18 protein-coding genes and 3 tRNA genes are annotated in these 24328 nt (G+C 34.7%); 12 read left to right on the top strand and 9 right to left on the bottom strand.

What is annotated here, in order from left to right; translation table 11 throughout:
• Positions 1 to 1548, bottom strand: coding sequence for an SDR family NAD(P)-dependent oxidoreductase (locus YWA_RS0110705; RefSeq protein WP_022828508.1), 1548 nt, complete (start codon positions 1546 to 1548; stop codon positions 1 to 3).
• A gap of 194 nt (positions 1549 to 1742) precedes the next feature.
• Between YWA_RS0110705 and YWA_RS14955 the strand changes: the two genes are divergently transcribed.
• A complete protein-coding gene (locus YWA_RS14955) occupies positions 1743 to 2594 on the top strand; it encodes an O-methyltransferase (RefSeq protein ID WP_022828507.1) in 852 nt (283 codons plus the stop codon).
• Here the strand turns inward: YWA_RS14955 and YWA_RS0110695 are convergent, their stop codons facing one another.
• Together YWA_RS0110695 and YWA_RS0110690 are read right to left on the bottom strand one after the other, a co-directional pair.
• Positions 2595 to 4844 carry an inorganic phosphate transporter gene (locus tag YWA_RS0110695; protein ID WP_022828506.1) on the bottom strand — a complete coding sequence of 750 codons (2250 nt, stop codon included), beginning with the start codon at positions 4842 to 4844 and terminating at the stop codon, positions 2595 to 2597.
• A gap of 211 nt (positions 4845 to 5055) precedes the next feature.
• Positions 5056 to 5715, bottom strand: coding sequence for a hypothetical protein (locus tag YWA_RS0110690; RefSeq protein WP_022828505.1), 660 nt, complete (start codon positions 5713 to 5715; stop codon positions 5056 to 5058).
• Between the two features lie 216 nt (positions 5716 to 5931).
• Here YWA_RS0110690 and YWA_RS0110685 point away from each other — a divergent pair, with 216 nt between their 5' ends.
• The 6 genes from YWA_RS0110685 (at position 5932) to YWA_RS0110660 (ending at position 12956) form a co-directional block, all read left to right on the top strand.
• Positions 5932 to 6504 (top strand): cob(I)yrinic acid a,c-diamide adenosyltransferase, encoded by a 573-nt coding sequence (locus tag YWA_RS0110685; RefSeq protein ID WP_022828504.1) that lies wholly within the window; start codon positions 5932 to 5934, stop codon positions 6502 to 6504.
• Between the two features lie 149 nt (positions 6505 to 6653).
• Positions 6654 to 6875, top strand: a complete 222-nt coding sequence (locus YWA_RS0110680; RefSeq protein ID WP_022828503.1) for a DUF2795 domain-containing protein — start codon at positions 6654 to 6656, stop codon at positions 6873 to 6875.
• A gap of 80 nt (positions 6876 to 6955) precedes the next feature.
• The gene (gene secA / locus YWA_RS0110675) at positions 6956 to 10309 is read left to right on the top strand and encodes a preprotein translocase subunit SecA (RefSeq protein WP_022828502.1); all 3354 of its coding nucleotides are present in this window, start codon (positions 6956 to 6958) and stop codon (positions 10307 to 10309) included.
• A 158-nt stretch (positions 10310 to 10467) separates the two neighbouring features.
• Positions 10468 to 11316 (top strand): transketolase, encoded by an 849-nt coding sequence (locus YWA_RS0110670; protein WP_022828501.1) that lies wholly within the window; start codon positions 10468 to 10470, stop codon positions 11314 to 11316.
• Positions 11317 to 11421: 105 nt separating this feature from the next.
• Entirely contained in the window at positions 11422 to 12006 is a 585-nt protein-coding gene (locus YWA_RS0110665; RefSeq protein WP_157505333.1) for a hypothetical protein, read from the top strand.
• On the top strand, positions 12003 to 12956 hold the full coding sequence (locus YWA_RS0110660) for a transketolase family protein (RefSeq protein ID WP_022828499.1): 954 nt from the start codon (positions 12003 to 12005) through the stop codon (positions 12954 to 12956). Before YWA_RS0110665 ends, YWA_RS0110660 begins: the two co-directional genes overlap by 4 nt.
• Positions 12957 to 13027: 71 nt before the next feature.
• Here YWA_RS0110660 and YWA_RS15380 read toward each other — a convergent pair whose 3' ends face one another.
• A complete protein-coding gene (locus YWA_RS15380; protein WP_022828498.1) occupies positions 13028 to 14068 on the bottom strand; it encodes an FKBP-type peptidyl-prolyl cis-trans isomerase in 1041 nt (346 codons plus the stop codon).
• Between the two features lie 79 nt (positions 14069 to 14147).
• On the opposite strand from YWA_RS15380, the gene YWA_RS0110650 reads away from it, so the two are divergent.
• Both YWA_RS0110650 and YWA_RS0110645 read left to right on the top strand, forming a co-directional pair.
• Entirely contained in the window at positions 14148 to 14534 is a 387-nt protein-coding gene (locus YWA_RS0110650; RefSeq protein ID WP_022828497.1) for an RNA-binding S4 domain-containing protein, read from the top strand.
• Between the two features lie 40 nt (positions 14535 to 14574).
• Complete coding sequence (locus YWA_RS0110645) at positions 14575 to 15072, top strand: phosphoribosyltransferase domain-containing protein (RefSeq protein ID WP_022828496.1); 498 nt, start codon at positions 14575 to 14577, stop codon at positions 15070 to 15072.
• Here the strand turns inward: YWA_RS0110645 and YWA_RS0110640 are convergent.
• On the bottom strand, positions 15064 to 15582 hold the full coding sequence (locus YWA_RS0110640) for a shikimate kinase (protein WP_022828495.1): 519 nt from the start codon (positions 15580 to 15582) through the stop codon (positions 15064 to 15066). The two genes, YWA_RS0110645 and YWA_RS0110640, sit on opposite strands and share 9 nt — an antisense overlap.
• A 128-nt stretch (positions 15583 to 15710) precedes the next feature.
• Between YWA_RS0110640 and YWA_RS0110635 the strand changes: the two genes are divergently transcribed.
• From YWA_RS0110635 to YWA_RS0110625, 3 genes are all read left to right on the top strand, one after another.
• Positions 15711 to 15783 (top strand) — tRNA-Lys (locus tag YWA_RS0110635).
• A 29-nt stretch (positions 15784 to 15812) separates the two neighbouring features.
• A tRNA-Lys gene (locus YWA_RS0110630) sits at positions 15813 to 15885 on the top strand.
• 40 nt (positions 15886 to 15925) lie between these two features.
• A tRNA-Leu gene (locus tag YWA_RS0110625) sits at positions 15926 to 16008 on the top strand.
• A gap of 845 nt (positions 16009 to 16853) precedes the next feature.
• Here YWA_RS0110625 and YWA_RS0110615 read toward each other — a convergent pair.
• The 4 genes from YWA_RS0110615 to YWA_RS0110600 form a co-directional block, all read right to left on the bottom strand.
• Positions 16854 to 17870 carry a type I restriction enzyme HsdR N-terminal domain-containing protein gene (locus YWA_RS0110615; protein WP_022828493.1) on the bottom strand — a complete coding sequence of 339 codons (1017 nt, stop codon included), beginning with the start codon at positions 17868 to 17870 and terminating at the stop codon, positions 16854 to 16856.
• A gap of 356 nt (positions 17871 to 18226) precedes the next feature.
• Positions 18227 to 19252: a TlpA family protein disulfide reductase gene (locus YWA_RS0110610; protein WP_022828492.1), complete on the bottom strand. Its 1026-nt coding sequence runs from the start codon at positions 19250 to 19252 to the stop codon at positions 18227 to 18229.
• Positions 19253 to 19286: 34 nt separating this feature from the next.
• Complete coding sequence (locus YWA_RS0110605; RefSeq protein WP_022828491.1) at positions 19287 to 20702, bottom strand: RagB/SusD family nutrient uptake outer membrane protein; 1416 nt, start codon at positions 20700 to 20702, stop codon at positions 19287 to 19289.
• Positions 20703 to 20716: 14 nt separating this feature from the next.
• Positions 20717 to 24208, bottom strand: a complete 3492-nt coding sequence (locus YWA_RS0110600) for a TonB-dependent receptor (protein WP_022828490.1) — start codon at positions 24206 to 24208, stop codon at positions 20717 to 20719.
• Between the last annotated feature and the right edge of the window lie 120 nt (positions 24209 to 24328).

Genomic DNA, 24328 nt, shown 5'->3' with positions numbered 1-24328 from the left:
TTACCAAGCAATCGGATTGTAATCCTTTAAGAATTTTCCACACCAATGTTTGCCCGAATTAATTCCGTCAAATAACGGGTCCATAACTCTTGCCGCTCCGTCAACAATATCAAGTGGCGGTTGGAAATCTTGTTCTTCCTGCTTTCTTTTCGCCATTGCCGCAGGGTCTTCGTCGGTAACCCAACCCGTGTCAACAGCGTTCATAAATATACCGTCTTTCGCCAAAGTTCCAGCGGCAGTATGGGTCAACATATTTAAAGCAGCTTTTGCCATATTCGTATGTGGATGTCGGTCTTCCTTGAAATCTTTGTAGAATTTCCCTTCCATCGCCGAAACATTAATGATGTGTTTCTTGCCTGTTTTGTCTTTCTTCATCACTTCTGAAAGTCGGTTGCAAAGCACAAATGGAGCAACAGCATTTACCAATTGCACTTCAATCATTTCGGTTGTTTCAATTTCGCCTAATTTCAATCGCCAACTGTTTGTTTTTCGTAAATCGACTTGTTGTAAATCTGCATCTAATTCTCCTTCGGGAAAAACTTCTTTTGAAACCAATCCTTTGTCGAACGAATAGGGAATCTGCGATAATTTGGCGGAAGCCCTCAAACCAATTCCAGGTTCAGGACCGTGCCAAGTTACCGGCATATTTTGATTGGACGAAGCGCCAATTGTCAGTGATTTTAATTCTTCCAAACAATTTAAATGGTCGTTCAGCAAACTTTGAACATCCTTATTAAATTCAGAAATCGGCAATTCTTCGTTACGCATTAAATGCGAATAAAATCCGGATGGACGACGAACTGTTTGGGCTGCATTATTAATCAAAATATCCAATCGACCGTATTTTTGTTCGATGAAATTGCAGAAAATTTCCACACTCGGAATGTGTCGCAAATCTAATCCGTGGACTTTCAAGCGATGTCCCCAATCCTTAAAATCAACCTCTTTTGCAAAGCGAATCGCAGAATCTGCAGGAAAACGCGTCGTTGCAATAACCGTCGCGCCACCTCGCAACAACATCAATGTAATGTGATAACCAATCTTTAAACGAGAACCCGTAATAACAGCAACTTGACCGTTTACATCGGCAGTTTGAAAACGTTTTGCATAATTGAAATCTCCGCAATCGGTACACATCGAATCGTAGAAATGATGCATTTTTGTGAATTTAGTTTTGCAGACGTAACAGATTTTCGGAATTTTTAATTCCAATACTTCCTTGTTTTCCAAAATATTTGAAGCCAATAACTTTGGTGCCACAAAAACACTTGCTTCACGAGCGGAACGAATTCCTGTTTCTTTTCGGGCAACTCTATCTCTAGTTTCCTCTTTCTTTTTTGCTAAAGCTTTTGAGTCTTTCTTTCGGCGTGAAAATTCTTCACGGTCGGGTCTGGAGAATTGTCCCGCAGCTTTGATTAGTGCGGTTCTTTGCTCTTTTGGAATGTCAAATATCTGCGAAGTTTCCGCATTTAATTGTTCTAAAACAGCGATGCATTTGTTGATTTCTTCAGCAGAAAGTGTATTTAATGTAGGATTTTCTTGGTTCATTCTTATGGATTTGAAAATGCTTTTGGTGCAAATTCTGAAGTGGCAAAGATAGATTTTTAATACTATAATTTGAAAAGGAGATTTTACACAGATTTCACGAATTTACACGAATTCTAATTTCAAATAAATATACAATCTAAATAAATTTCACAGAATATCATTGTACTTTGTATCTTCGCCCGACTTTGTAGATTATGCAACACCTATTCAAATCATATTTAAAATTCATTTGGAATTCAACCAACGCTCACGGAGTGCATTCGCCGTTTGTGTTTAATTTGGTGCAGAAGTGTTTTTATGATAAAACAAATTATTCTGAATATAACATCCTCTACAAATATTGGTTTTCATTAGTTGAAGATAATAGAACTATTTTAGTTACTGATTTTGGTTCAGGTTCTAGAGTTTTTAAATCAAATAAAAGGAAGGTTAGTCAAATTGCGGAAATTGCAGGAATTTCACAGAAACGTGCAAAATTACTTTTCAGAATAACGCAATATTTTATGCCAAATACTATTTTAGAAATTGGAACGTCATTAGGATTAGCTACTTCTGCCCTAGCGCTGGCAAATAAAAATCTATCTATTACTAGTTTAGAAGGTTGTCAAGAAACATTGTCAGTTGCAAAAGAAATGTTCCAATTTCGAAGTTTTAATTTGCAATCTGAAAGGGTTGCATTTATAAATACCGAATTTTCAAAACAACTCACAACCTACAACCTACAACCTACAACGTACAACTTAATTTTCTTCGACGGCAACCATTCCAAGAAAGCAACTTTAGAGTATTTCGAATTATTATTACCAACAATTGATAACGAAACCGTTTGGATTTTTGATGACATTCATTGGTCTCAAGAAATGGAAGAAGCTTGGGAACTTATAAAAAAACACCCCAAAGTAACGGTCACGGTGGACACATTTCAGTGGGGAATTGTTTTTTTTAGAAGCGAACAAGTCAAAGAAAATTTTATTGTTCGAATTGATAAATCGTTCTTTTTAGATAACGTTTTAGGAATTAAAAACCTTTGGGGATTACTCCATTAATTACTTTTTATTCAACTTATTAAATTCTTTGAAAAGCTCTAATAAGTTCATTACCGATTTCACTAAATCGTTTGTTTCTAACAATAAAGCAAAATACAATTTACTGTTTTTTGGACTCGTTTCGGTAGTACGAATTCTATTGATTTGCTTTGAAATTAATTCAGAAACGGTATCTAACAAAACTTGTTTGTCTTTTAGAATAAGGTCAATTTTATAAAAATCGTCGTTCTTAAAACTATCTTCTAACAATTGTAATAAACGCTGTAATTGGCGGTCAATCGTTTTCAAATCTCGAATTTGATTAAACTTCAACGGCTTGTGATTATTATTGACATGCGAATAACTATTCGATGTAATAAAATCAATCGATTGCACCATATCTTGCAAATAACCTAAAATCAGAATGTAAAATTTACTCGCTTCAACGGAATTATCGTCCAAGTTTTTGATTAAGTAAAAGACATTGTTTTTTAGTTCATCAACTTCTTTTTCTACCTTCTTTTGGTCTTTTTTATTCTCTTTCAACTTTGGCAAATCCTGCAAACTTAAATTGTCTACTACATTTGAATACAATGCACTTGTTTTGCGGAATACTTTTGCAATTTGAGCAGAACTTTCGGTAATCATTTCGTTAACCGTCCCAATATCTTCTTTGCGTAAGCTCTTAATTTCAGCTTCAATTTTGACTTTCTTTTTATGCTTACGTGAACTTCTGTAAAGCATAATTCCCAACATTAAAAGTAAGCCTACGAAAGCAAATACTTCACCGACTTTTAAAATGTAAGCCATAACGAATGCAAGAAAAAAGGCAATAAAAGCGGTAAAGAACCAACCTCCAATAACATTAAAAACACCTGCAATTCTGTAAACCGCACTTTCTCTGTCCCAAGCTCTATCTGCAAATGAAGTTCCCATTGCCACCATAAATGTCACATAAGTCGTAGAAAGTGGAAGTTTTAACGAAGTTCCAATTGCAATTAAAATACTCGCTACCATTAAGTTTACGGATGCTCGAACCATATCAAAAGCAGGTTCGTCGTCATTTCCTTTTGTTGGCTTTTCAACCGATTTAAAGCGATTGTCAATTCGGATTTGTAGTTTTTTAGGTAAAAAATAATTAATTCCTTCACCCAAATAAACACCCAATCTTACAATTCCTCGCGAAATTGTATTTGGTGCAAACTTCTCTACTCCTTCTCCTTGACGCGATAAATTAACACCCGTTTCAATAACGGCTTTTGCTTTTTTAGAAGTCCACAAAGTGATTACCATAATAATTCCTGCGAATAATAAAAAGTAAAACGGAGCCACGATATTGTCGTTTGCCAAAGCACCCATCATAAAAGTTTCACCCGAAGCTCCAGGAACAGCTTGGAAAATTTCATACGAATTGAAAGCTGCAATTGGTACACCTATAAAGTTCACTAAATCATTTCCTGCAAAAGCAAGAGCCAATGCAAACGTACCAATAGTGATGATAACCCGTAAGATATTCACTTTAAAATAGCTAATCAACACTTGAGAAAGCATTAAAAAGAATACAAAATTCACACCTAATATTAAGAATTGATGCGTGTTAATCCAACTTGACTGTTCTGCAGAAATGAAAGAAACGCCTTTTAATCCTTTGATTAAAATAAAGAAAGTAATAGCCGAAATAGCAACTCCTCCGAAAATCGCGCCAAAATATTTCAGCTTTTTCTCATAGTGAAAAGTAAAAATCAAACGCGAAATATATTGTATAAAACTACCTAATGCAAAAGATAGCACTACGGAAAGTAAAATACTATAGACAATTTCTGACGCTTTCTTGGTATTAATGTACATTCCTAGATTATCAAAAGAATCATCCGAAGTATAAATTTTATAAAGTGCCAAACAAACTGCCGCACCTAATAATTCAAAAATGATAGAAACAGTTGTGGATGTCGGTAAACCCAACGAGTTAAAAACGTCCAACAGAAGAATATCACTAATCATAACCGCCAAGAAAATAATCATGACGTCATTAAAGCTAAACATACTTGGTACAAAAATACCGCTTCGGGCAATTTCCATCATTCCGCTGGAAAACATCGCACCTAATAAAACTCCGGCACTCGCCACAATCATAGTGGTTTTAAACGAAATTGCCTTCGAACCTATGGCTGAATTCAAAAAATTAACCGCGTCGTTACTCACTCCAACCATTAAATCAATAACAGCTAAAACGCCCAACACAATCAACATTATTACGTAAATCTGATCCATTCTTTATTGAAATTTCTTTTATGCAAAAGTCCTTTAAGAAATCTGCATGCATGTTAAGTTAATGTTATTAAAAAGATAAGCGTTCCCCATCGGAATGCTTTATCCCAAAAATGAATTTACAATTTTTTTTACCGATTGTTTTAACAATTACACAAAAAAATAGCCGTCCAAAAAATGAACGGCTATTTTTAACCTTTGATATTCAACAAATTTATTCTTTTGCTTCGGCGTTTTCTTCAGCTTTAGCACCCATTCGTTCCCATTTAAATTTAGGAGCAAATTTGAATTTAATTTCTGCGATTTTTAAATTATCGTGAGACGACAATCCTTCTTTTTCAACTGTATTTTTTCTTGAGTCTAAAGCTTCATACAACGCTTTAATCTCGTCAAAATCTTCTCTTGAGTACGAGTTTTTATTGGCGTCAAATTCATTATAAAAGTCATTGTAAACGGTCAAAATATTATCCTTGTTTACCCAACTGAAGTCCATATCGCCACCAGTCATTTTTCCATCACCAAAATAAGAGTTACGAATCACTACTTTTCTATCCACTGGTTTAGGAACACTTGCCTCTACTTTCGTTTTAAACTCCGTATATTTAACTTTCGCTTTCTCAATTCGAATTTCTGCTTCAGCACGATCTTTCATACTAGCAATTGCCATGTCTGCTTCGTTCATACGGTCGTTATATCCCGCTTCAATTGCTTGCCAGTTTGCTAAAGCATCTGCTTCTGTAACAACTTGAACTGAATCTACATATTTCTCATAACGGTCAAATGACTTCTCTGCCATTTCTTGTTCTTCATTTTTACACGAGGTAAAAGAAGCTGCAAGGATAGCAACTCCTACTAATAATTGTACTTTTTTCATAATTTGGTTTATTTTAATAATTCATCATAAAAGTAACAAATGATTCAATATAACATTTAATTAACTTAAAAATTTATGATTAATTTAATAATTATACATTTTTAATGAATAAATATTCATATCTTGTAACTGTGACCTGAAATTGTATAATAGTTTTGCTGATGTTTTATTGCATTAAAATGTAACTTTAGCCCAGAATTCTAAAAACTACACAAAATGAAGGTCTACACCAAAACAGGAGATAAAGGAACAACAGCACTTTTTGGAGGTACGCGTGTTCCAAAAAATCACATACGAATAGAAAGTTACGGAACGGTGGATGAATTAAATTCGCATATTGGATTAATAAGAGACCAGGATATTAATGGAATATACAAAAACACATTGGCCGAAATTCAGAATAAGCTATTTACTGTTGGAGCAATATTAGCTACACCACCCGAAAAGGAAACATTGAAAAATGGAAAAGACCGCTTAAACATTCCCAAGATTACAGAGGCAGAAATTGAGTTTATGGAAAATGCGATTGATTCAATGGAAGCGTCACTCCCACAAATGACACATTTTGTATTACCTGGAGGCCATCCAACTGTGTCATATTGTCATATCGCACGTTGTGTTTGCCGCAGAGCGGAACGAATAGCAGTCCATTTAAACGAAATTGAGTCCATTGATTTCTTCGTTTTGAAATACTTGAACCGACTTTCTGACTACCTTTTTGTGTTGGCACGGAAGTTGTCTCAAGACTTAAACGCTGAAGAGGTTCAATGGATTCCCGAAAAATATTGACAGTAAATTTCCGGGCTATTTTTCTAAAAAATCCTTTTGCGAAACTGGAAAATAAAAAAACGTTCTTAACTTTAAAAAATAAACACAATTTTACTTGACTGTCTCAGTAAAAAATTTATTTTTGCATAAAATTATAAAACTTATACAAGATGTATTGGACATTAGAATTGGCATCCTATTTAAGTGACGCACCGTGGCCTGCTACTAAAGATGAACTTATTGACTATGCTATTAGAGCTGGTGCACCTTTAGAAGTGGTAGAAAACCTTCAATCTATAGAAGACGAAGGAGAGATCTATGAATCAATGGAAGAAATTTGGCCTGATTATCCAACCGACGAAGATTATCTTTGGAACGAGGATGAATACTAAAAAATAAACCCAATGAAAAAGTCTCATGCGAGACTTTTTTTTTGTTTGAATAACGAATTGAATAACAGAATTATATACATATGAGCTTCATAAACAGCATTCTTAAAGCCTTTGTAGGCGATAAATCACAGAAGGACGTTAAGGCTTTACAACCTTACTTGGCTAAAATTAAAACATTTGAGTCTTCATTGGCTGCCTTATCTCACGATGAATTAAGGGCAAAAACCGCTGAATTCAAAAAGCGAATACAAGAAGCACGTCAGGAAAAAGATGATAAGATTGCGGCTCTAAAACTTGAAGTAGACCAAAAAGTAGATATCGATGAGAAAGAAGACATTTATGTGTCTATCGATGCTTTAGAAAAAGAAGCCTATGATATTTCTGAAAAAACATTATTAGAAATTCTTCCTGAAGCTTTTGGCGTTGTCAAAGAAACAGCGAGAAGATTTAAGGACAATTCAGTAGTTCGCGTGAAAGCAAGTCCTAGCGATTTGAAATTTTCTGCTGCTAAAGAATATGTAAGTATCGAAGGCGATGAAGCACTTTGGTCAAATACGTGGTCAGCTGCCGGAAAACTAATTACATGGGACATGATTCATTATGATGTTCAGTTAATTGGTGGAATGGTGTTGCACCAAGGTAAAGTAGCGGAAATGCAAACGGGTGAGGGAAAAACATTAGTTGCAACTCTACCTCTTTACTTAAATGCATTAACTGGAAACGGTGTGCATTTAGTTACCGTGAACGACTACTTGGCAAAAAGAGATAGCGCTTGGAAAGCACCTCTTTTTGAATTCCACGGAATGACGGTTGATTGTATCGATAATCACCAACCGAATTCAGACGCAAGACGTGAAGCGTATAATGCTGATATTACTTATGGTACAAATAACGAATTTGGTTTCGATTATTTGAGAGATAATATGGCTCATGCTCCAACAGATTTAGTGCAACGCAAACACAATTTTGCAATTGTCGATGAGGTCGATTCTGTTTTGATTGACGACGCTCGAACTCCGTTGATTATTTCAGGTCCGGTTCCGCAAGGTGACCGACATGAATTCATGGAGTTGAAACCAAAAATTGAAAATTTAGTAGCACTTCAACGCCAACTATCTAATGGATTTTTAACAGAAGCCAAAAAATTAATTAAAGAAGGAAATACGAAAGACGGTGGTTTTCAATTATTGAGAGCGTATCGTGCTTTGCCAAAAAACAAAGCGTTAATTAAATTTTTGAGTGAAGAAGGAATTAAACAATTGCTTCAAAAAACTGAAAATCATTACATGCAAGACAACAACCGCGAAATGCATAAAGTGGATGAAGCGTTGTATTTTGTCATTGAAGAAAAAAACAATCAAGTTGAACTTTCAGATAACGGTATCAAATTTTTATCGACAGATGAAGATGCTGATTTCTTCGTTCTTCCGGATATTGGAACTGAAATTGCTCGAATTGAAAAATTAAAATTAGACAAAGACGCTGAAGCAGAAGAAAAGGAAAAATTATTCCAAGACTTCGGTATTAAAAGCGAACGAATTCATACGTTAACTCAATTGCTTAAAGCCTATTCTCTTTTTGAAAAAGATGTAGAATACGTAATCATGGACAACAAAATCATGATTGTAGATGAGCAAACAGGTCGTATAATGGATGGTCGTCGTTATTCTGACGGTTTGCACCAAGCGATTGAAGCAAAAGAAAATGTAAAAATTGAAGCGGCTACGCAAACATTTGCAACTGTAACTTTACAGAATTACTTTAGAATGTACAACAAACTTGCAGGTATGACCGGAACGGCCGTTACTGAAGCAGGGGAATTGTGGGAAATATATAAATTAGACGTTGTTGAAATTCCAACCAACCGTCCGATGGCTCGTAACGATAAAGAAGATTTGATTTACCGTTCCGTTCGTGAAAAATTCAACGCTGTTATTGACGATGTAACGGAATTATCAAAAGCAGGACGTCCGGTTTTAATTGGAACAACTTCGGTTGAAATTTCGGAATTATTAAGCCGAATGTTGAAAATGAGAAACGTGCAACACAACGTTTTGAATGCCAAAATGCACAAGCAAGAAGCACAAATCGTTGAAGAAGCGGGTAAATCTGGTGTTGTAACTATTGCAACAAACATGGCCGGTCGTGGAACGGATATTAAATTATCTCCAGAAGTAAAAGCGGCAGGTGGTTTAGCAATTATTGGTACAGAACGTCATGATTCGCGTCGTGTAGACCGTCAATTACGAGGTCGTGCAGGTCGTCAAGGAGATGTGGGAAGTTCACAATTTTACGTTTCACTAGAAGATAACTTAATGCGTCTTTTTGGTTCAGAACGAGTTGCAAAAGTGATGGACAGAATGGGATTGAAAGAAGGCGAAGTAATTCAGCATTCAATGATGACCAAATCTATCGAAAGAGCACAGAAAAAAGTAGAGGAAAATAACTTTGGAGTTCGTAAACGCTTATTGGAATACGATGACGTAATGAATGCACAACGTGAAGTAGTTTACAAACGCCGTCGTCACGCTTTGCATGGCGAACGTTTGAAAGTGGATATCGCTAACATGATTTATGATACGTGTGAATTAGTGGCGACCTCAAATAAAGAAGGTGGCGATTTCAAGAACTTCGAATTTGAATTGATTCGCTATTTCTCAATTACAGATGCAATTACGGAAGCAGAATACAACAAACTTACTCCAATTGAAATTGCAGGAAAAGTATACAAAGCAGCTTTAGAATACTATACAGAAAAAACAAATCGCAGTGCTCGGGAAGCATTGCCGATTATTAAAAATGTTTTTGAAAACAAAGACAATCAGTTTGAACGCATCGTAGTTCCTTTTACAGACGGAATTAAATCGTTAAACGTCGTTACTGATTTGAAAAAAGCATACGACAGCGAAGGAAAACAATTAATTGCTGATTTTGAAAAAAATATCACCTTAGCAATTGTGGATGAAGCTTGGAAAAAACACTTGCGTAAAATGGACGAGTTGAAACAATCAGTTCAATTAGCCGTTCACGAACAAAAAGACCCGTTGCTGATTTACAAATTCGAAGCTTTTAAATTATTTAGTTCAATGTTGAATGGCGTAAATAAAGAAGTTGTTTCATTCTTGTTCAAAGGTGATTTGCCGCAACAAAATACAGCGACAATTCAAGAAGCGAAAGAAGTACGTCAGAAAGAAGACTATACGACTTCTAAGGATGAAATTCAAAATACAGACCAAGCAGCTGCAGAAAACCGCGAAGCAGGTCAAACACAACAACGTCAAGTCACAGAAACGATTAAACGCGAAATGCCGAAAATCAACCGTAACGACAACGTAACAATTAAACATGTGATGAGTGGAAAAACGGAAAGTATGAAATACAAAAAAGCCGAATCCCTTTTAGCATCAGGCGAATGGGTTATCGTTAACGAATAACTTCATTTTCTAAAATCTCTAAAATCCTCAAACTGAATACAGTTTGGGGATTTTTTTTGTGGGAAACTTTTCATAACTTCTTGAAATTCTGTTTTTTCAAATTGCCTTAAACCGAATTATCTGTTTATCTTTGCAGCAGTTTAACTTTTACACAAAAAATGAAACCCAACACACAACAATTAGTCGATTTAAGTACACAAGTAAGAAGAGACATTCTTCGCATGGTTCACGCCGTAAATTCAGGCCATCCCGGAGGTTCTCTTGGTTGTACCGAATTTTTAGTAGCACTTTACCAAAACATCATGGACCGAAAAGAAGGCTTTGACATGGACGGAATGAACGAAGATTTATTCTTTCTTTCTAACGGTCACATTTCTCCTGTTTTCTACAGTGTTTTAGCAAGAAGCGGTTACTTTCCGGTAGCAGAATTAGCGACATTCCGTTTGTTAAATTCTCGTTTGCAAGGTCACCCAACAACTCATGAAGGTTTACCTGGAGTTAGAATTGCTTCTGGTTCACTAGGACAAGGATTATCTGTTTCTATTGGTGCGGCTCAAGCCAAAAAATTAAACAACGACAACCATTTAGTGTATACTTTAATGGGCGACGGTGAATTGCAAGAAGGTCAAAACTGGGAAGCAATTATGTATGCTGCTGCTAAAAAAGTGGACAACATTATCGCTACAGTTGATTTAAACGGAAAGCAAATTGACGGTTCTACAGACGAAGTTTTACCAATGGGAAGCATTCGTGCAAAATTCGAAGCATTCGGCTGGGACGTTTTAGACATTGAAAAAGGAAACGACATTGAAGCAGTAATTGCAGGATTGAATGAAGCTAAAGCCAAAACAGGAAAAGGAAAACCAGTTTGTATTTTGTTACATACAGAAATGGGTAACGGAGTTGATTTCATGATGTACACGCACGCTTGGCACGGAAAAGCGCCAAATGACGAGCAATTGGCAAAAGCTTTTGAACAAAACGCTGAAACTTTAGGAGATTACTAATTAAGTAATTATTTACGTAGTACAATATTCATGAAGAAATACATCTGTCTGCTACTGATTTTTACGATGCAGTTTGGCTTTGCCCAAAAAACATATAAGTTCAATTTGTTTGCAAATTATGAATCGCGAAAAGACAACAATCATTTTCAACAATTTTTTTTATCTGACACAATAGAAAACAATTATAGGCTATCAGTCTATGCGAAAAATGGAGAGATTATAAATGTGATTTTGGCCGATTATGAAGTAGGTGAAATTTACCGTTTTGAAATTCACGATAAAAGTTTTAAAGGTTTTGATATTTCTAGTAATTTAAAGAATTACGAGATATTTACCATGACAAATCCTAAAACCAGAAACAATTCTTATTGTGTAAGACATTACGATAGAAATTCACAAAAACTAAATGATTCAGTTAATGTTGAAACATTTACTTTTTATAAAAATAGAAGAAAGAAAAAGATATCTTCTATTACTACGATTCAAAGTTTAAGTTCAAAACATATAAAAAACCGTTTTTCTTCAGATGATGTAGGAATGATTATAGAGTGCATCGATAAAAGTTATGAATCGAAAATAATACAGAAAATCAATAGTAAATACTTTGATGGTAAAAAGTTGAAGTTTGAACACAGTAACAATTTGGTGGAAATGCAGCCAATAAATTTTAATTTTATTATTCAAAAATGAAAAAACATATCAATACAGGAAATAAAGATACACGTTCAGGTTTTGGAGCGGGATTAACTGAATTAGGTCAAACTAACGAAAATGTAGTTGCACTTTGTGCCGATTTAATTGGTTCATTAAAAATGGACGATTTTAAGAAAAATCATCCAGAACGTTTTTTCCAAATCGGAATTGCTGAAGCAAACATGATTGGAATTGCAGCAGGTTTGACTATTGGTGGGAAAATTCCGTTTACAGGAACATTCGCTAACTTTTCTACAGGAAGAGTGTACGACCAAATCCGTCAATCTGTAGCTTATTCAGATAAAAATGTAAAAATCTGTGCTTCTCACGCAGGATTAACTTTAGGAGAAGATGGTGCAACTCACCAAATCTTAGAAGACATCGGTTTGATGAAAATGTTGCCAGGAATGACAGTAATCAACACGTGTGATTACAATCAAACGAAAGCAGCTACGATGGCAATTGCTGATCACCATGGCCCAGTTTACTTGCGTTTTGGCCGTCCGTCTGTTCCAAATTTCACACCTGAAAACGGAACATTCGAAATTGGAAAAGCTGTTTTATTGAATGAAGGTTCTGACGTTACCATTATTGCTACTGGACATTTGGTTTGGGAAGCATTAGTTGCTGCAGAAGCGTTAGAAGCGAAAGGAATTTCGGCAGAAGTGATCAACATTCACACTATTAAACCGTTGGACGAGGAAGCCATTTTAGCGTCTTTAGCAAAAACAAAATGTGTAGTTACTGCGGAAGAACATAATATAATGGGAGGTTTGGGTGAAAGCGTTGCTCGAGTTTTAGCATTGAATAATCCTTCACCACAAGAGTTTGTTGCCGTTAACGACAGTTTTGGCGAATCTGGAACTCCAGACCAATTGATGGATAAATACAAGTTGAACAATCAAGCAATTGTTGCAGCTGTAGAAAAAGTGATGAAGAGAAAATAATCAATATCTCACGAAATAAAAAATCCAGTACTAGAAAGTACTGGATTTTTTTGTTGCTTAATATTACAGAATTATTGACAATTTGCGTCCAAATGTTTTCTTACACGAGTTGGACTTTCAAAATCTCCAGAACAACTTGGAATCCCTTTTCTGTCGTCGTAAGGTGTTGAAGGATCATCTACTAATGCACCGTTAAATGGATATTGAGCAGTGATTGTCACGCCATCTGCATTAACGTACGTATATCTTGTTTCTAAAATGGTTCTCACGCCATCATTGTCATCATCAATATCTAAAAAGTCAGGTATGTTATCGCCGTCTGTATCGACTGTGTACAAATCCTCAACACCAGATCCATTTTCATATTTAGATAAAACACTATCACGATCGTGATCGCGTTCACGAACACTGTGCAATCGAACGGTAAAAACCAAAGGTGAATAAATTGGAATATTATTTTGTGGCGTGTTGTAATACGCTAAACCTGAAGGCAAAAACACCACACCTACTCCGTAATTATTGTAAGATACAGAACCATCTACTCCTACATCGATTGTTTCAGATGCTTTTAAAAGCGAAGTAAATTGTCTAAAACCAGAAATTACAGAAACTTCTGCACTAGATATTTTTGGAAATGTAGCCCAAAACGGTGTGTTATTAATGTCAAATTGTTTATCATTCAACTTCCAGCCTCTGTAACTAACGTAAGTGGAATCAAATCTAGTTGTAGAAGCACCACCACCTTCATTAAGGATTAAATAGTACATTTTATAATCAACAGGATCTTTAACACGACCATCTACAAAATTCGTTGCACGAATATCATTCTTTACCATTTTAAATTGCAAAGGATACTCAGTATTGTCCCAAATAGAAACTTTACCTTCGGCATTCCCAACAATCAAAGTGTCGATTTTTACATCCGTTCTACCGTCGACTTCTATTACGGAAAAACTGTGTGTTTTTAAATACGATTCAATAGCTTCAATATCCGCTGGATACTGTTCTGTATATGCTCTTGGAGGCGCTGCCACTTTCTCGTCGTCTTTACTACAAGAAAATAAAACGATACTTACTAAAGGCAAGATAAAATAAAACCTAAATTTGTTCATTATTATAAAAAATTTTCGTCGCAAGATACAATATTGATTTATTTTTGAACTAAAATTTAACGCTGATTTTACAAAACAAATGAGAATTGACAAATATTTATGGTGTGTAAGATATTACAAAACCAGAAACATGGTTACCGAAGCATGCAAAAAAAATCACATTACCGTGAACGGACTAGTTGCAAAGCCATCTAAGGAGGTTTTTCCGACGGACAAAGTGACTTTTCGTAAAGATCAAATTGTTCGAAAAATCACAGTTTTAGACATTCCTCCCAATCGTGTTGGACCGAAATTAGTAGATATCTATCGGAAAGATGAAACGCCTACAGAATCTTTTGAACATTTAGAATTACTGAAATTAGCTAAGGAACATTACCGTAAAAATGGAGAAGGTAGACCAACTAAAAAAGACCGTCGTGACATTGACGACTACACAACTGATTTTGATACCGATGAAGAAGTTTAAAATTATAATTGTTTAAATTTACACTCAAATAAAAATTTCCATGAGTCAAAATACTATTCTTAACCACCAAGAAATAGCACACAAAATCAAGCGAATTGCTTATCAAATCTATGAAACGTTTGTAGATGAAGAAGAAATTGTGATTGCCGGAATCGCTCAAAATGGCTATCTCTTTGCAGAAAAAATTGCAGAAACATTAGAATCGATCACGCCCATTAAAGTTTTATTGTGCGAAGTGTTTATTGACAAGCAAAATCCCACAGAAGCAATAACAACTTCCATTTCTGCAGAAACTTATAAAAATAAAGGATTAATATTGGTAGACGATGTTTTGAATTCGGGAACAACATTAGTCTACGGTGTCCGTCATTTTCTAGATGTACCGTTGAAAAAATTTAAAACTGCAGTTCTAGTCGACAGAAACCACAAGAAATATCCTGTGAAAGCCGATTTTAAAGGCATTTCACTTTCAACCTCTTTATTTGAACACGTGACCGTAGTTTTTGAGAAAGACAACAACCACGCCTTCTTAAGTTAGCAGGTTGACAATTTCTGTTGAAATCAAATCAGGTGACTTTTCATTTACAAAAATTTTGAAATTTGCCTGATTGTAGAAATAACTTCTGTCAAAAAGATGTTTGGCAATGTACTCCTTAAATTCATCGGCATCTAAATTAGCAATTAGAGGCCTGTTCTGGCGTTCTTCAATTAATCTCGCACACAAAGTACCAATTGATGCATTCAAGTACACTGAAGATACGTTTTCACCCGAAAGTAACAAGTGATTATTTGCATAGCAAGGCGTTCCTCCTCCTAAACTCAAAACGAACGTTTCCTCTTTTGTAAGAAATTCTTTAAAAATCTCGTGTTCTATTTTTCTAAAGAAGATTTCACCCTTCTGCTTAAAAATTTCTGAAATGGACATTTCGAAACGTTTTTCAATGAAATGATCTAAATCATAGAATGAAATTCCCAATCGTTCCGCCACTAATTTTCCAACAATTGACTTTCCCGAACCCATATAACCAAGTATCAAAATCTTTTTCATCAAAATAAAGTCTTAAATAACAATGTGTTAAGTTTAAATCCAAAAAAAAGACAAATTTAAAGCAAAAATGCTTTGAAAAATAAATAATAAGGCCTTATATTTGCACCCGCATTCAAGGAAATAAAAATGACTCGATAGCTCAGTTGGTAGAGCACATCACTTTTAATGATGGGGTCCTGGGTTCGAGCCCCAGTCGGGTCACAAATTGACTTATTTTTCTTGAATGCATCGACTCGATAGCTCAGTTGGTAGAGCACATCACTTTTAATGATGGGGTCCTGGGTTCGAGCCCCAGTCGGGTCACAAAAGGTCGTTCGTTTTTCGAATGACCTTTCTTTTTTTGGGCCACGTGGAGAAACGGTAGACTTGCCATCTTGAGGGGGTGGTGCTCGAAAGGGCGTGTGGGTTCAAATCCCACCGTGGTCACATAAAAAATCCTTAAACTTTCTGTTTATCAGTTGTTTAAGGATTGCTTATTTTAGTATTTGTACGATTTCTGTATTATTGAAGTAGTATAATTGTTTTAAATCTTAATAATACGCTTCGATTTTATCAATTTTTTTCTTGAACGATTCCGACTTTAGCATCTTATTAAAATTGTCTTCTCTATTATCAAGTGGATTCCATAAAAAAATATTTTATCACTGATATGCCTCTTAACGTACTCACTCCAAAAGAATTTTAATTTTCAGTAATATTTTCCACCTCAACAGTAATAATAAGCAACTTCAAAGCATTTTTAACTAAAATAATTATTTCCTTCAACTTATTTGATTCAATAAGTTCTATTAAGCCATCAACCGTCTTTATATCAATTATCATTGTCATCGGGATTGGTAAAAACAATTTGAACTTTGGAAATATATTGGTTGTTGTTATTGGCATCTGTATAATTAATAGCTTTTAAACTTACGTAGAACAAATTTTGATAAATCAGTTAATGTCTTTATAAGTTCCGTTGGTTCTAATACTTTTAAATCGCTATTCATTAGCTCCAAATTATCATTAGTAAGGTTTTGGAACTGTTCACGTATTTCTTTAGCGTTGCGGTTCGGTCTTCCTTTGGTTCTTCCGTATGTTTTTATGCCTGCTTGCCAACTCTCCTATTTTTATTACTTTAGTTAATCGATTACAAAAATGGATTTAAATTTAGTGATCGACTAAAGCTATACATCATATTCCAAGGTTTTGGAAATTAATTGTATGATGCTACTTAAAAAAAAAGACGTTCCAAGTTGGAACGTCTTTTTTTTTTGGAAACGTGATTTAATTTATTCAATCAAAACAAGTGTTCTATTAATTAATTCATTTTTGTACTTGATGACATCATCAATATGTTCTAAAATATATTCATTATTATCAATAATTAATTTCATTTTAGTATCATTAAAAACTAATTTACAAATAACTTTTTTAGTAGAATTGTCAATACTGATATTGAAAAAATTTTTAAAATCTTTATATGAAATTCTTTCTTTTGGAATTCTTTTATTTTGAATCAACATCGTTCTAATGGTATGATAGGCTTGAATTTCAAATTCTGTTGTAATTACTCCCAAAGAATTAGATTTTGTCTCTTCAAGTACTTTTTTTTCATATAATGATTTCAACAAAGTAGAGTTAATTAAATTAATCATTTTACCTTGAGTCTCTTCATTAAACTTTGATTTAAAACTCATGTTTTTGTGAATAATTTTTAATAAATCTTTTGACGGCGCAATTAACTCATTAAATATTGAAGTTTCAAAACTTCTTATAAATACTTCTTCTTGAGCCGTACTAATAATATCAATAATTTTTATAAATCTTTTATCAAAGTGCAATAACGATTCAATATCATTTTCATCATAAGTAAGCAAGTTAAACACATAAAATGGATTGCTGTCTATTATATTTGGTTCAACAACATCAGAATAGAATTTATACTCTATACCATTTGTCAAAATAGCAATTCGTGAATTTTTAGTATTATTAAAATAACCGTTTAACTGCCCAGCTTCTTTATCGGATAGCTTACTATTATACTTCTTTGCTTCTACAAGTAATGTATCTTTTTTATTTAAAATTATTGCATAATCAATTTTTTGACTAACTCTGTCACCGAAGTCTGCATTATATTCAGGGATTAAATCATTGGAAACATAATTTAGTAGTCCGAAAAAAGGTTCAATTAAAAATTTGCGTGTTTGTGCTTCGTTTGTACACAATTCGATCGCATCAATTACTTTAAAATTATCTAATGCTTTTTTTAGTTGCGTTACTGCCTGTTTTGGTATTACTGTTGCCATAAAAATGATTGATTATTGTACCAAATCTAACAATAAAAACTAAATAAAGATAAATCTATGAAATTTCTTTTTTGTAATGATCAAATTACTTTAGGCATACAACGTGAGAAAGGACACTAGCGTATTTAATTAGATACTATTCATTAATAAATAACTATATTTTTAATTTAATATCTAATCTTAGAATTAATAGTAGGGAACTAGTAAATAATTAAAAAAAACGCTTCTACCCTAGTAACGCAAACAAAACAACAGTATCTTTCCATAAGATGCTGTTGTTTTGTTTATATAAAAAAAAGGCAAAAGAAACTGAATTCTTTTGCCTTTTTTTAAGACTCATTTAAACGCTTTACAGCTTAGATGCCGTGTTCGTCAAATAATGTAATTAATTCCGGCTCTGAAGGCCTTGGAGTATCGTAAGAAATCAAATTACCTTGTGGATCCAGTAATATAAAACGTGGAATGCCTTCAATAAAGTAATCCTTGATGAATTGCGACTCGATTTCGTTATCCGCCAATAATTGAACGCCTCCTAAGCCTTCTTTAACAATCATCTTTTTCCACTTTTCTTTGTCCTTTTGACGGTCGACAGAAATACTTAAGAAAGTAATGTTTTTTCCGTGGTATTTTTTCTCTAGTTCTTTTATGTAAGGAAATTCATATTTGCAAGGTCCACACCAAGTTGCCCAAACATCAATGAAAACATATTTTCCACGAAGGTCAGATAAAGACACTTTTTTACCATTTTGACTTTCATAATTTTTAAATGATGGCGATGGTTTTCCAACGATTAGCTTCTCATTAATTTGCAGTTGCTTCGTGTTTTCAGCAGTCATTCCGGTCATAAATTCCTCTTGTGCCTTGCTCTGCATTGAAATAAAGTTGGCACTTAAGTTTTTCTTGTTGCTCTCTAAAAGATGTACGATTTTAGAATTGTACTCATTTAGTTTGCTAGTGAATGTTGGTTTGTCTAATGAAAACAACGTTCTATAATCTTCGCCGAAAAGTTCGTTTGTAAACTTCTCTTTTTCGAATAACACTTGATTTTCTAAACTACCTTTTCCTTCATATTTCAAAGTTGATTTGAATTTTTTGGCATCAAAACTCACCTGAACATCCATACCATTTTCAACATAGAGGCTAAAAAAACTATCGTAGGAAGTAGTATAAATCGTAGGTGTTTTTAAATGGATTGTATCTCTAAAAGAGCCATCAGCACCCACGTTTAACATTGCGCTTTTTCCTGCGGCACTGTCGTAAAGACGTATTTTTTTATCTGCCGTTGGATTTTCAATCTTACCGGAAATTATGGCGTAATCCACTTGTGCTTGAGCGCTAAAAAATCCAATTGTCGCTAAAAAAGTTATTGCTATTTTTTTCATTTTTGTATATTTTATAATTAAGTATCTGTTTCAGTTAATAACCCGGGTTTTGAATCAATAAATTGTTCGCACTCAAAACATTTAAAGGCATCGGAAGGATGAATTGCGTTTCTGAAGTAAGTGACGCTTTTTCAGCGAAAGCGGAAACATCACCCAACTTATGGTAACGAATTAAATCAAACCACGTTTCTCCATTTTCAAAAAACAATTCTAATAATTTCTCCTCACGGATTTGAGTCAAAAGTGTCGTTTTATCGCTCAGTTCATACGCTTCCACTCCTGCTCTTTCTCTAATTGCATTCAAACTGGTTAACGCATCGTCTAAATTTCCGCCCGCTTTTCTAGCTTCCGCTTCTGCATGAATTAAATAAATTTCACCTAAACGGATGTAAAATAACGTGTTGTTTTCAGAATTAGCTTGAAAAGTATTTACTGGATATTTACCATTCAAATTCGTTCCTTTCGTACTTGTTGCATACGCATAAGAAAATCGAGGGTCGTAACCTGAACCACTTTCCGTTAAAGAACCTGCTCCATCAATTTGAGCATCTGCTAACGTTCGAAGCGTTTCACTGTATTTGGTTCGGTTTATTTGATACATTCCACTTCCACCTTCTGGTGTTTGCGTATGGTAAATGGCAAAAATAGCTTCAGATGAATTATAAGTGTTTGAAAAGATGGAACCGTAGTTCGTTTCTAACTCATATCCTTCTGCATTTAGAATTACTTCTTGTGCTGCAGCAGCGGCTCCTTCATAATCATTCATATATAGTTTAACTCTTGCCAATAAAGCAGTCGAAGCTACTTTTCCTGCAAAGTAATGTGCTACCATCGATGGACCATTTGCAGACGCGTCTTCTAAATCTGCAACAATTGATGCATATACTTCCTGTACAGAATTCCGTTGCGCGAAAACAACGTCCGTTGAAAATGTTGTTTTAAGTACAATTCCATACGATGAATTTTGGTCGTAAAACTGGCCAAAATAACGCAGCAAATTAAAATTAGCCATTGCACGAGCAAATTTTGCTTGCATGATCAGCTCTGTTTTTCGTTCGTCAGAAATACCAACTGCTTTTCCTTTTTCTAATTCTTCAATTAAAAAATTGCTACCATTTATAATTTTGTAATGTGCATTGTATAAAAAGCCCAAGTATAAGTTTTCAGGTTTCACTTGATTTGCGTTAAAACCAGTACTTCCTGTAATCGTTCCGGAAAAGAAACCTTCATTGCCTAAAGCACCAAGATGCAACGGAAATGCGTTGAGTTCTATGGCACGCCAACCGCCGTAAATTCCATTTAAAACAGCTTGAGCTGATTGTTCGTCTCGAATTGCATTCTCCGTTGTCAGTTGATTTAAAGGCTTCACATCGTCAATACTGCAACTTACGACTGAAGTTACAAGCATTAAAGTCAAGGCGATTTTTAAGATATATATTTTATTTTTCATGAGAATTTTATTTTTTAAAATTGTAATTGAACACCAAATGAAAATGATTTCGCTAATGGATACGGATCTTCATTCTGCACTTGATCTGTAACTCCTCCTCTTTCAGAGAAAATTTCCGGATCAATTCCTGGCCATTTTGTCCATGTGACGATGTTTGTAGCTGCAACAAAAATGGTTGCACGAGACAACATTAATTTCTCCACAATTGCTTTATCAAAAGTATAATTCAACTGAATATTTTTCAATCGCAAATAAGAAGTGTCAAATAAATAACGATCTGAGATTCTACCGTTTCCAGCTGGATCCGTATATACTGCTTTTGCATAACGTGCATCGGTATTTTCAGGCGTCCAAGTATTCAAACCATATTCTGCTAATTTATTTTGACCTATACTGTTATAAACTCCCGTTGGAATTGCATCCCAAACAGATTCAGCACCTACAGAATATTGGAAGAAAGCAGATAAACTTAAATTTTTATACGTAAATGTGTTGCTGAAACCTCCAAAAAATTCCGGTTGAATAGACCCAATTACAGAACGATCATCCGCATTGATTTCACCATCACCGTTCACATCTTTAAATTTATAATCTCCCACGCTTAAAGAAGGCGAACTGTAAAATCCATTTGGAGCATCTGCATTCAACTGATCAATTTCAGCTTGGTCTTGGAAAATTTTTTCCACTTGGTATCCCTTAATTGTTCCAATAGGTTGACCTTCTACATAGTAATCAAGACTATACTGATTGATATTTGCACCATTCAACTTGTCTAATTTATTTTTATTAGTCGCCCAATTCACATTCATACTCCACATGAAATCTTCCGTACGAATGATATCTCCACCAATATTAATTTCAATTCCTTTATTAGAAACATCCATCAAATTAGAGAAATAAGTCAACGGTCCAAGTTCAAAAGGAATTGGTGTTGGCGCTAAAGCTCCTGTTGTTTTTCTCGAATAAGCATCTATACTACCATACAAACGGTGAGAAAAAGCTTTGAAATCAACACCTAAATTAAATTCCTTGGTAGTTTCCCAACCAATATTTTTATTAGGTAAGATATTTAAAGGTGTGATTCCGGTATTTCCTCCGTATTTAATTCCGCTATTGGTTCCAAAGAATTGCAAATAAGCAAAATCAGCTGTATTTGCCGAACCTACTTTACCGTAACTGGCTCTTAATTTCAACACATTCAAATCTTCCACTTTAATGAATTCTTCGTTTGCAATATTCCAGCTTGCCGCAAGGGACGGGAAATATCCACTCTTATTTCCAGGTCCAAATTTTGAAGATTCGTCTCTTCTAAAATTCACCGTAAGATTGTATAAATCATTATAACTGTAACTCAATCTCGAGAAAATAGAGTTGATTCCCGATTCACTTTTACTGCTTGAAAAGGAAGTAATTTGAGCAGCTGAATTCGGATCAATTAAAATTTCATCGTCGGGAAAACCGGTGTAAAAAACGCTGTTGTATTGACGTTTAGTGCGGTCCCATGAATATCCAACCAATGCTTTGAAATTATGATCCCCTAAGTACAAATCATATTTTGCAGTTAAGTTGGTTGTAATATTTGAGGTTAACCCGTTTCCTGTAATCAAATTAGATTCGTTTGGGTACCCAAAGTTGGTTGACGTGGTTTTTGGAATAAACAAGTTAGAATCATTGTAAAAAACACCTGCATTTACATCACCTCTTAACACTAAATCTTTCGCTACTTTCGCTTCAAGAAATGTGTTTCCAATAAAATTATAGGATCTGTTTTCTGACTTATTCTGCAATTTAGCAACAGGATTTGGCTCGTAAGTTTCAAAACCATATTGATAATCAGGTTGGTCTAACAACATTCCGTTTTCTCCACGAACTGGTAAATCAGGACGAGCGATTACGTTAGCAGTATTTACGGTGTTGAATCCGAAATCTTTTGCTTCGCCAGATAAATTTTTAGTATGCGAAACATTTGCAGTCGCACCCATTGTCACTTTTTTGCCGATTTTTGAATCAATTGCCATTCTCAAATTGTACTGGTCGTATTTCTCATTGATGACCAATCCTTCTTGATCTACAGCTGATAATCCAAAAGAGTAATTCGTACTTTCTGAACCACCTCTTACATTTAAATTATACTGATTCGTTAATGCGAATTTTCGGAACGTTTCCTTGTTCCAATTTGTATTGGCTGTGCCAAAATAAGAATCATTCAACCCATTGTACGTATATAAAAAAGTATCGTAATCCAATTCGATATTTCCGATGTTCATCAAATCCATATCGTAAAAGAAATCAAGTGTCCCGTCGTTTAACGAGTTCACACTGTTGCTCATTAAAGTATCATAAAACGCTCGGTATTGAGTCGCATCCAATGCTTTCAACGTATTAATTGGTTGAGCATAAGTCGTTGTATAAGAGAAATCGACCGTAGATTTTTGATTCTTAGTCCCTCTTTTGGTCGAAACAATGACAACTCCATTCGCACCACGAGAACCGTAAATTGCAGTTGCAGCAGCATCTTTTAAAATATCGATTTTCTCAATATCATTTGGGCTTAACGCCAAAAGTGGATTGGAACCGCCTAAAGCATCGGCATTAAACGGAACACCGTCAATCACAAAAAGAGGCTGATTCAAACTTCCTGAAAGTGGCGAAGTCAATCCTCTAATATTCAACCGAACCGGTTCGCCTGGACGACCACTGTTTTGCGAAACTTGAACTCCAGGTGCCAAACCTCCCAAAGCTTTGTCAAATCCAACATTTCCAACCGAAAGTTGCGTAATTTCCTTTTTATCGATCGAAGAAACCGCACCAGTTACTTTATTTCTAGATTGTTTGTCGTATCCTATAATTACAATTTCTTGCATATTTTCGACTTGGAATTTTAATTTTACATTCATAAAATCAGTGTTTCCAACGATTACTTCTTGCGTTTCAAAACCAACGTAGGAAATCACTAAAACTGCATCTGTTGTAGGAAGTGTGATCGCAAAGTTTCCGTCTGCATCTGAAAAAACAGCGAGGTTCGTTCCCTTCACTTTGATACTCGCTTGTTGCAATGGATCGCCAAATTCATTCATTACTTTTCCACGAATAATAACTTCAATGTCTTCCGCTTCAGCAATAGAAATAGGAGTTACCGTCGCTTTTTTGACAGACAAAATGATGTGTGAACCTGATATCTTGTAATCAGTCGTGGTATTGACAAACAATTTATTCAACACATTTTCAATTTTCTCTTCTTCAAGATTAATTGAAATGACGCGTTGCAAATCAACCGATTTTACATTGTAAACAAACATGTATCCGGTTGTGTTTTCAATTTTATCAAGAACATCGGCCGTGGTTAACTGATGTGCATGTATCGACAGTTTATTCAATTGACCAAAACTTTCGTTGGCATGAATAAAGGTGATACTTGTTAATAAAAATAAGACGGTAAGTTTCATTTTTAAATCAAATTTTAGAAAAGGTTGTTCAAACCTAATCAGGTTAGGAAGTTTTTTCATACTTTTAAATCGGTTTTTAATTGGTTAATGTTAATCTATTGACCAGATAGTACTCCGGGAAATGTTGGCGCATTTTCCGGTTTTTTTCTGACCAATTCGGTTTAGCCTTTCAGCTGTTTC

Origin of the sequence: Flavobacterium antarcticum DSM 19726, from assembly GCF_000419685.1 — a bacterium.
Taxonomy (GTDB): domain Bacteria; phylum Bacteroidota; class Bacteroidia; order Flavobacteriales; family Flavobacteriaceae; genus Flavobacterium; species Flavobacterium antarcticum.
This window is presented reverse-complemented; position numbering and strand designations above follow the sequence as displayed.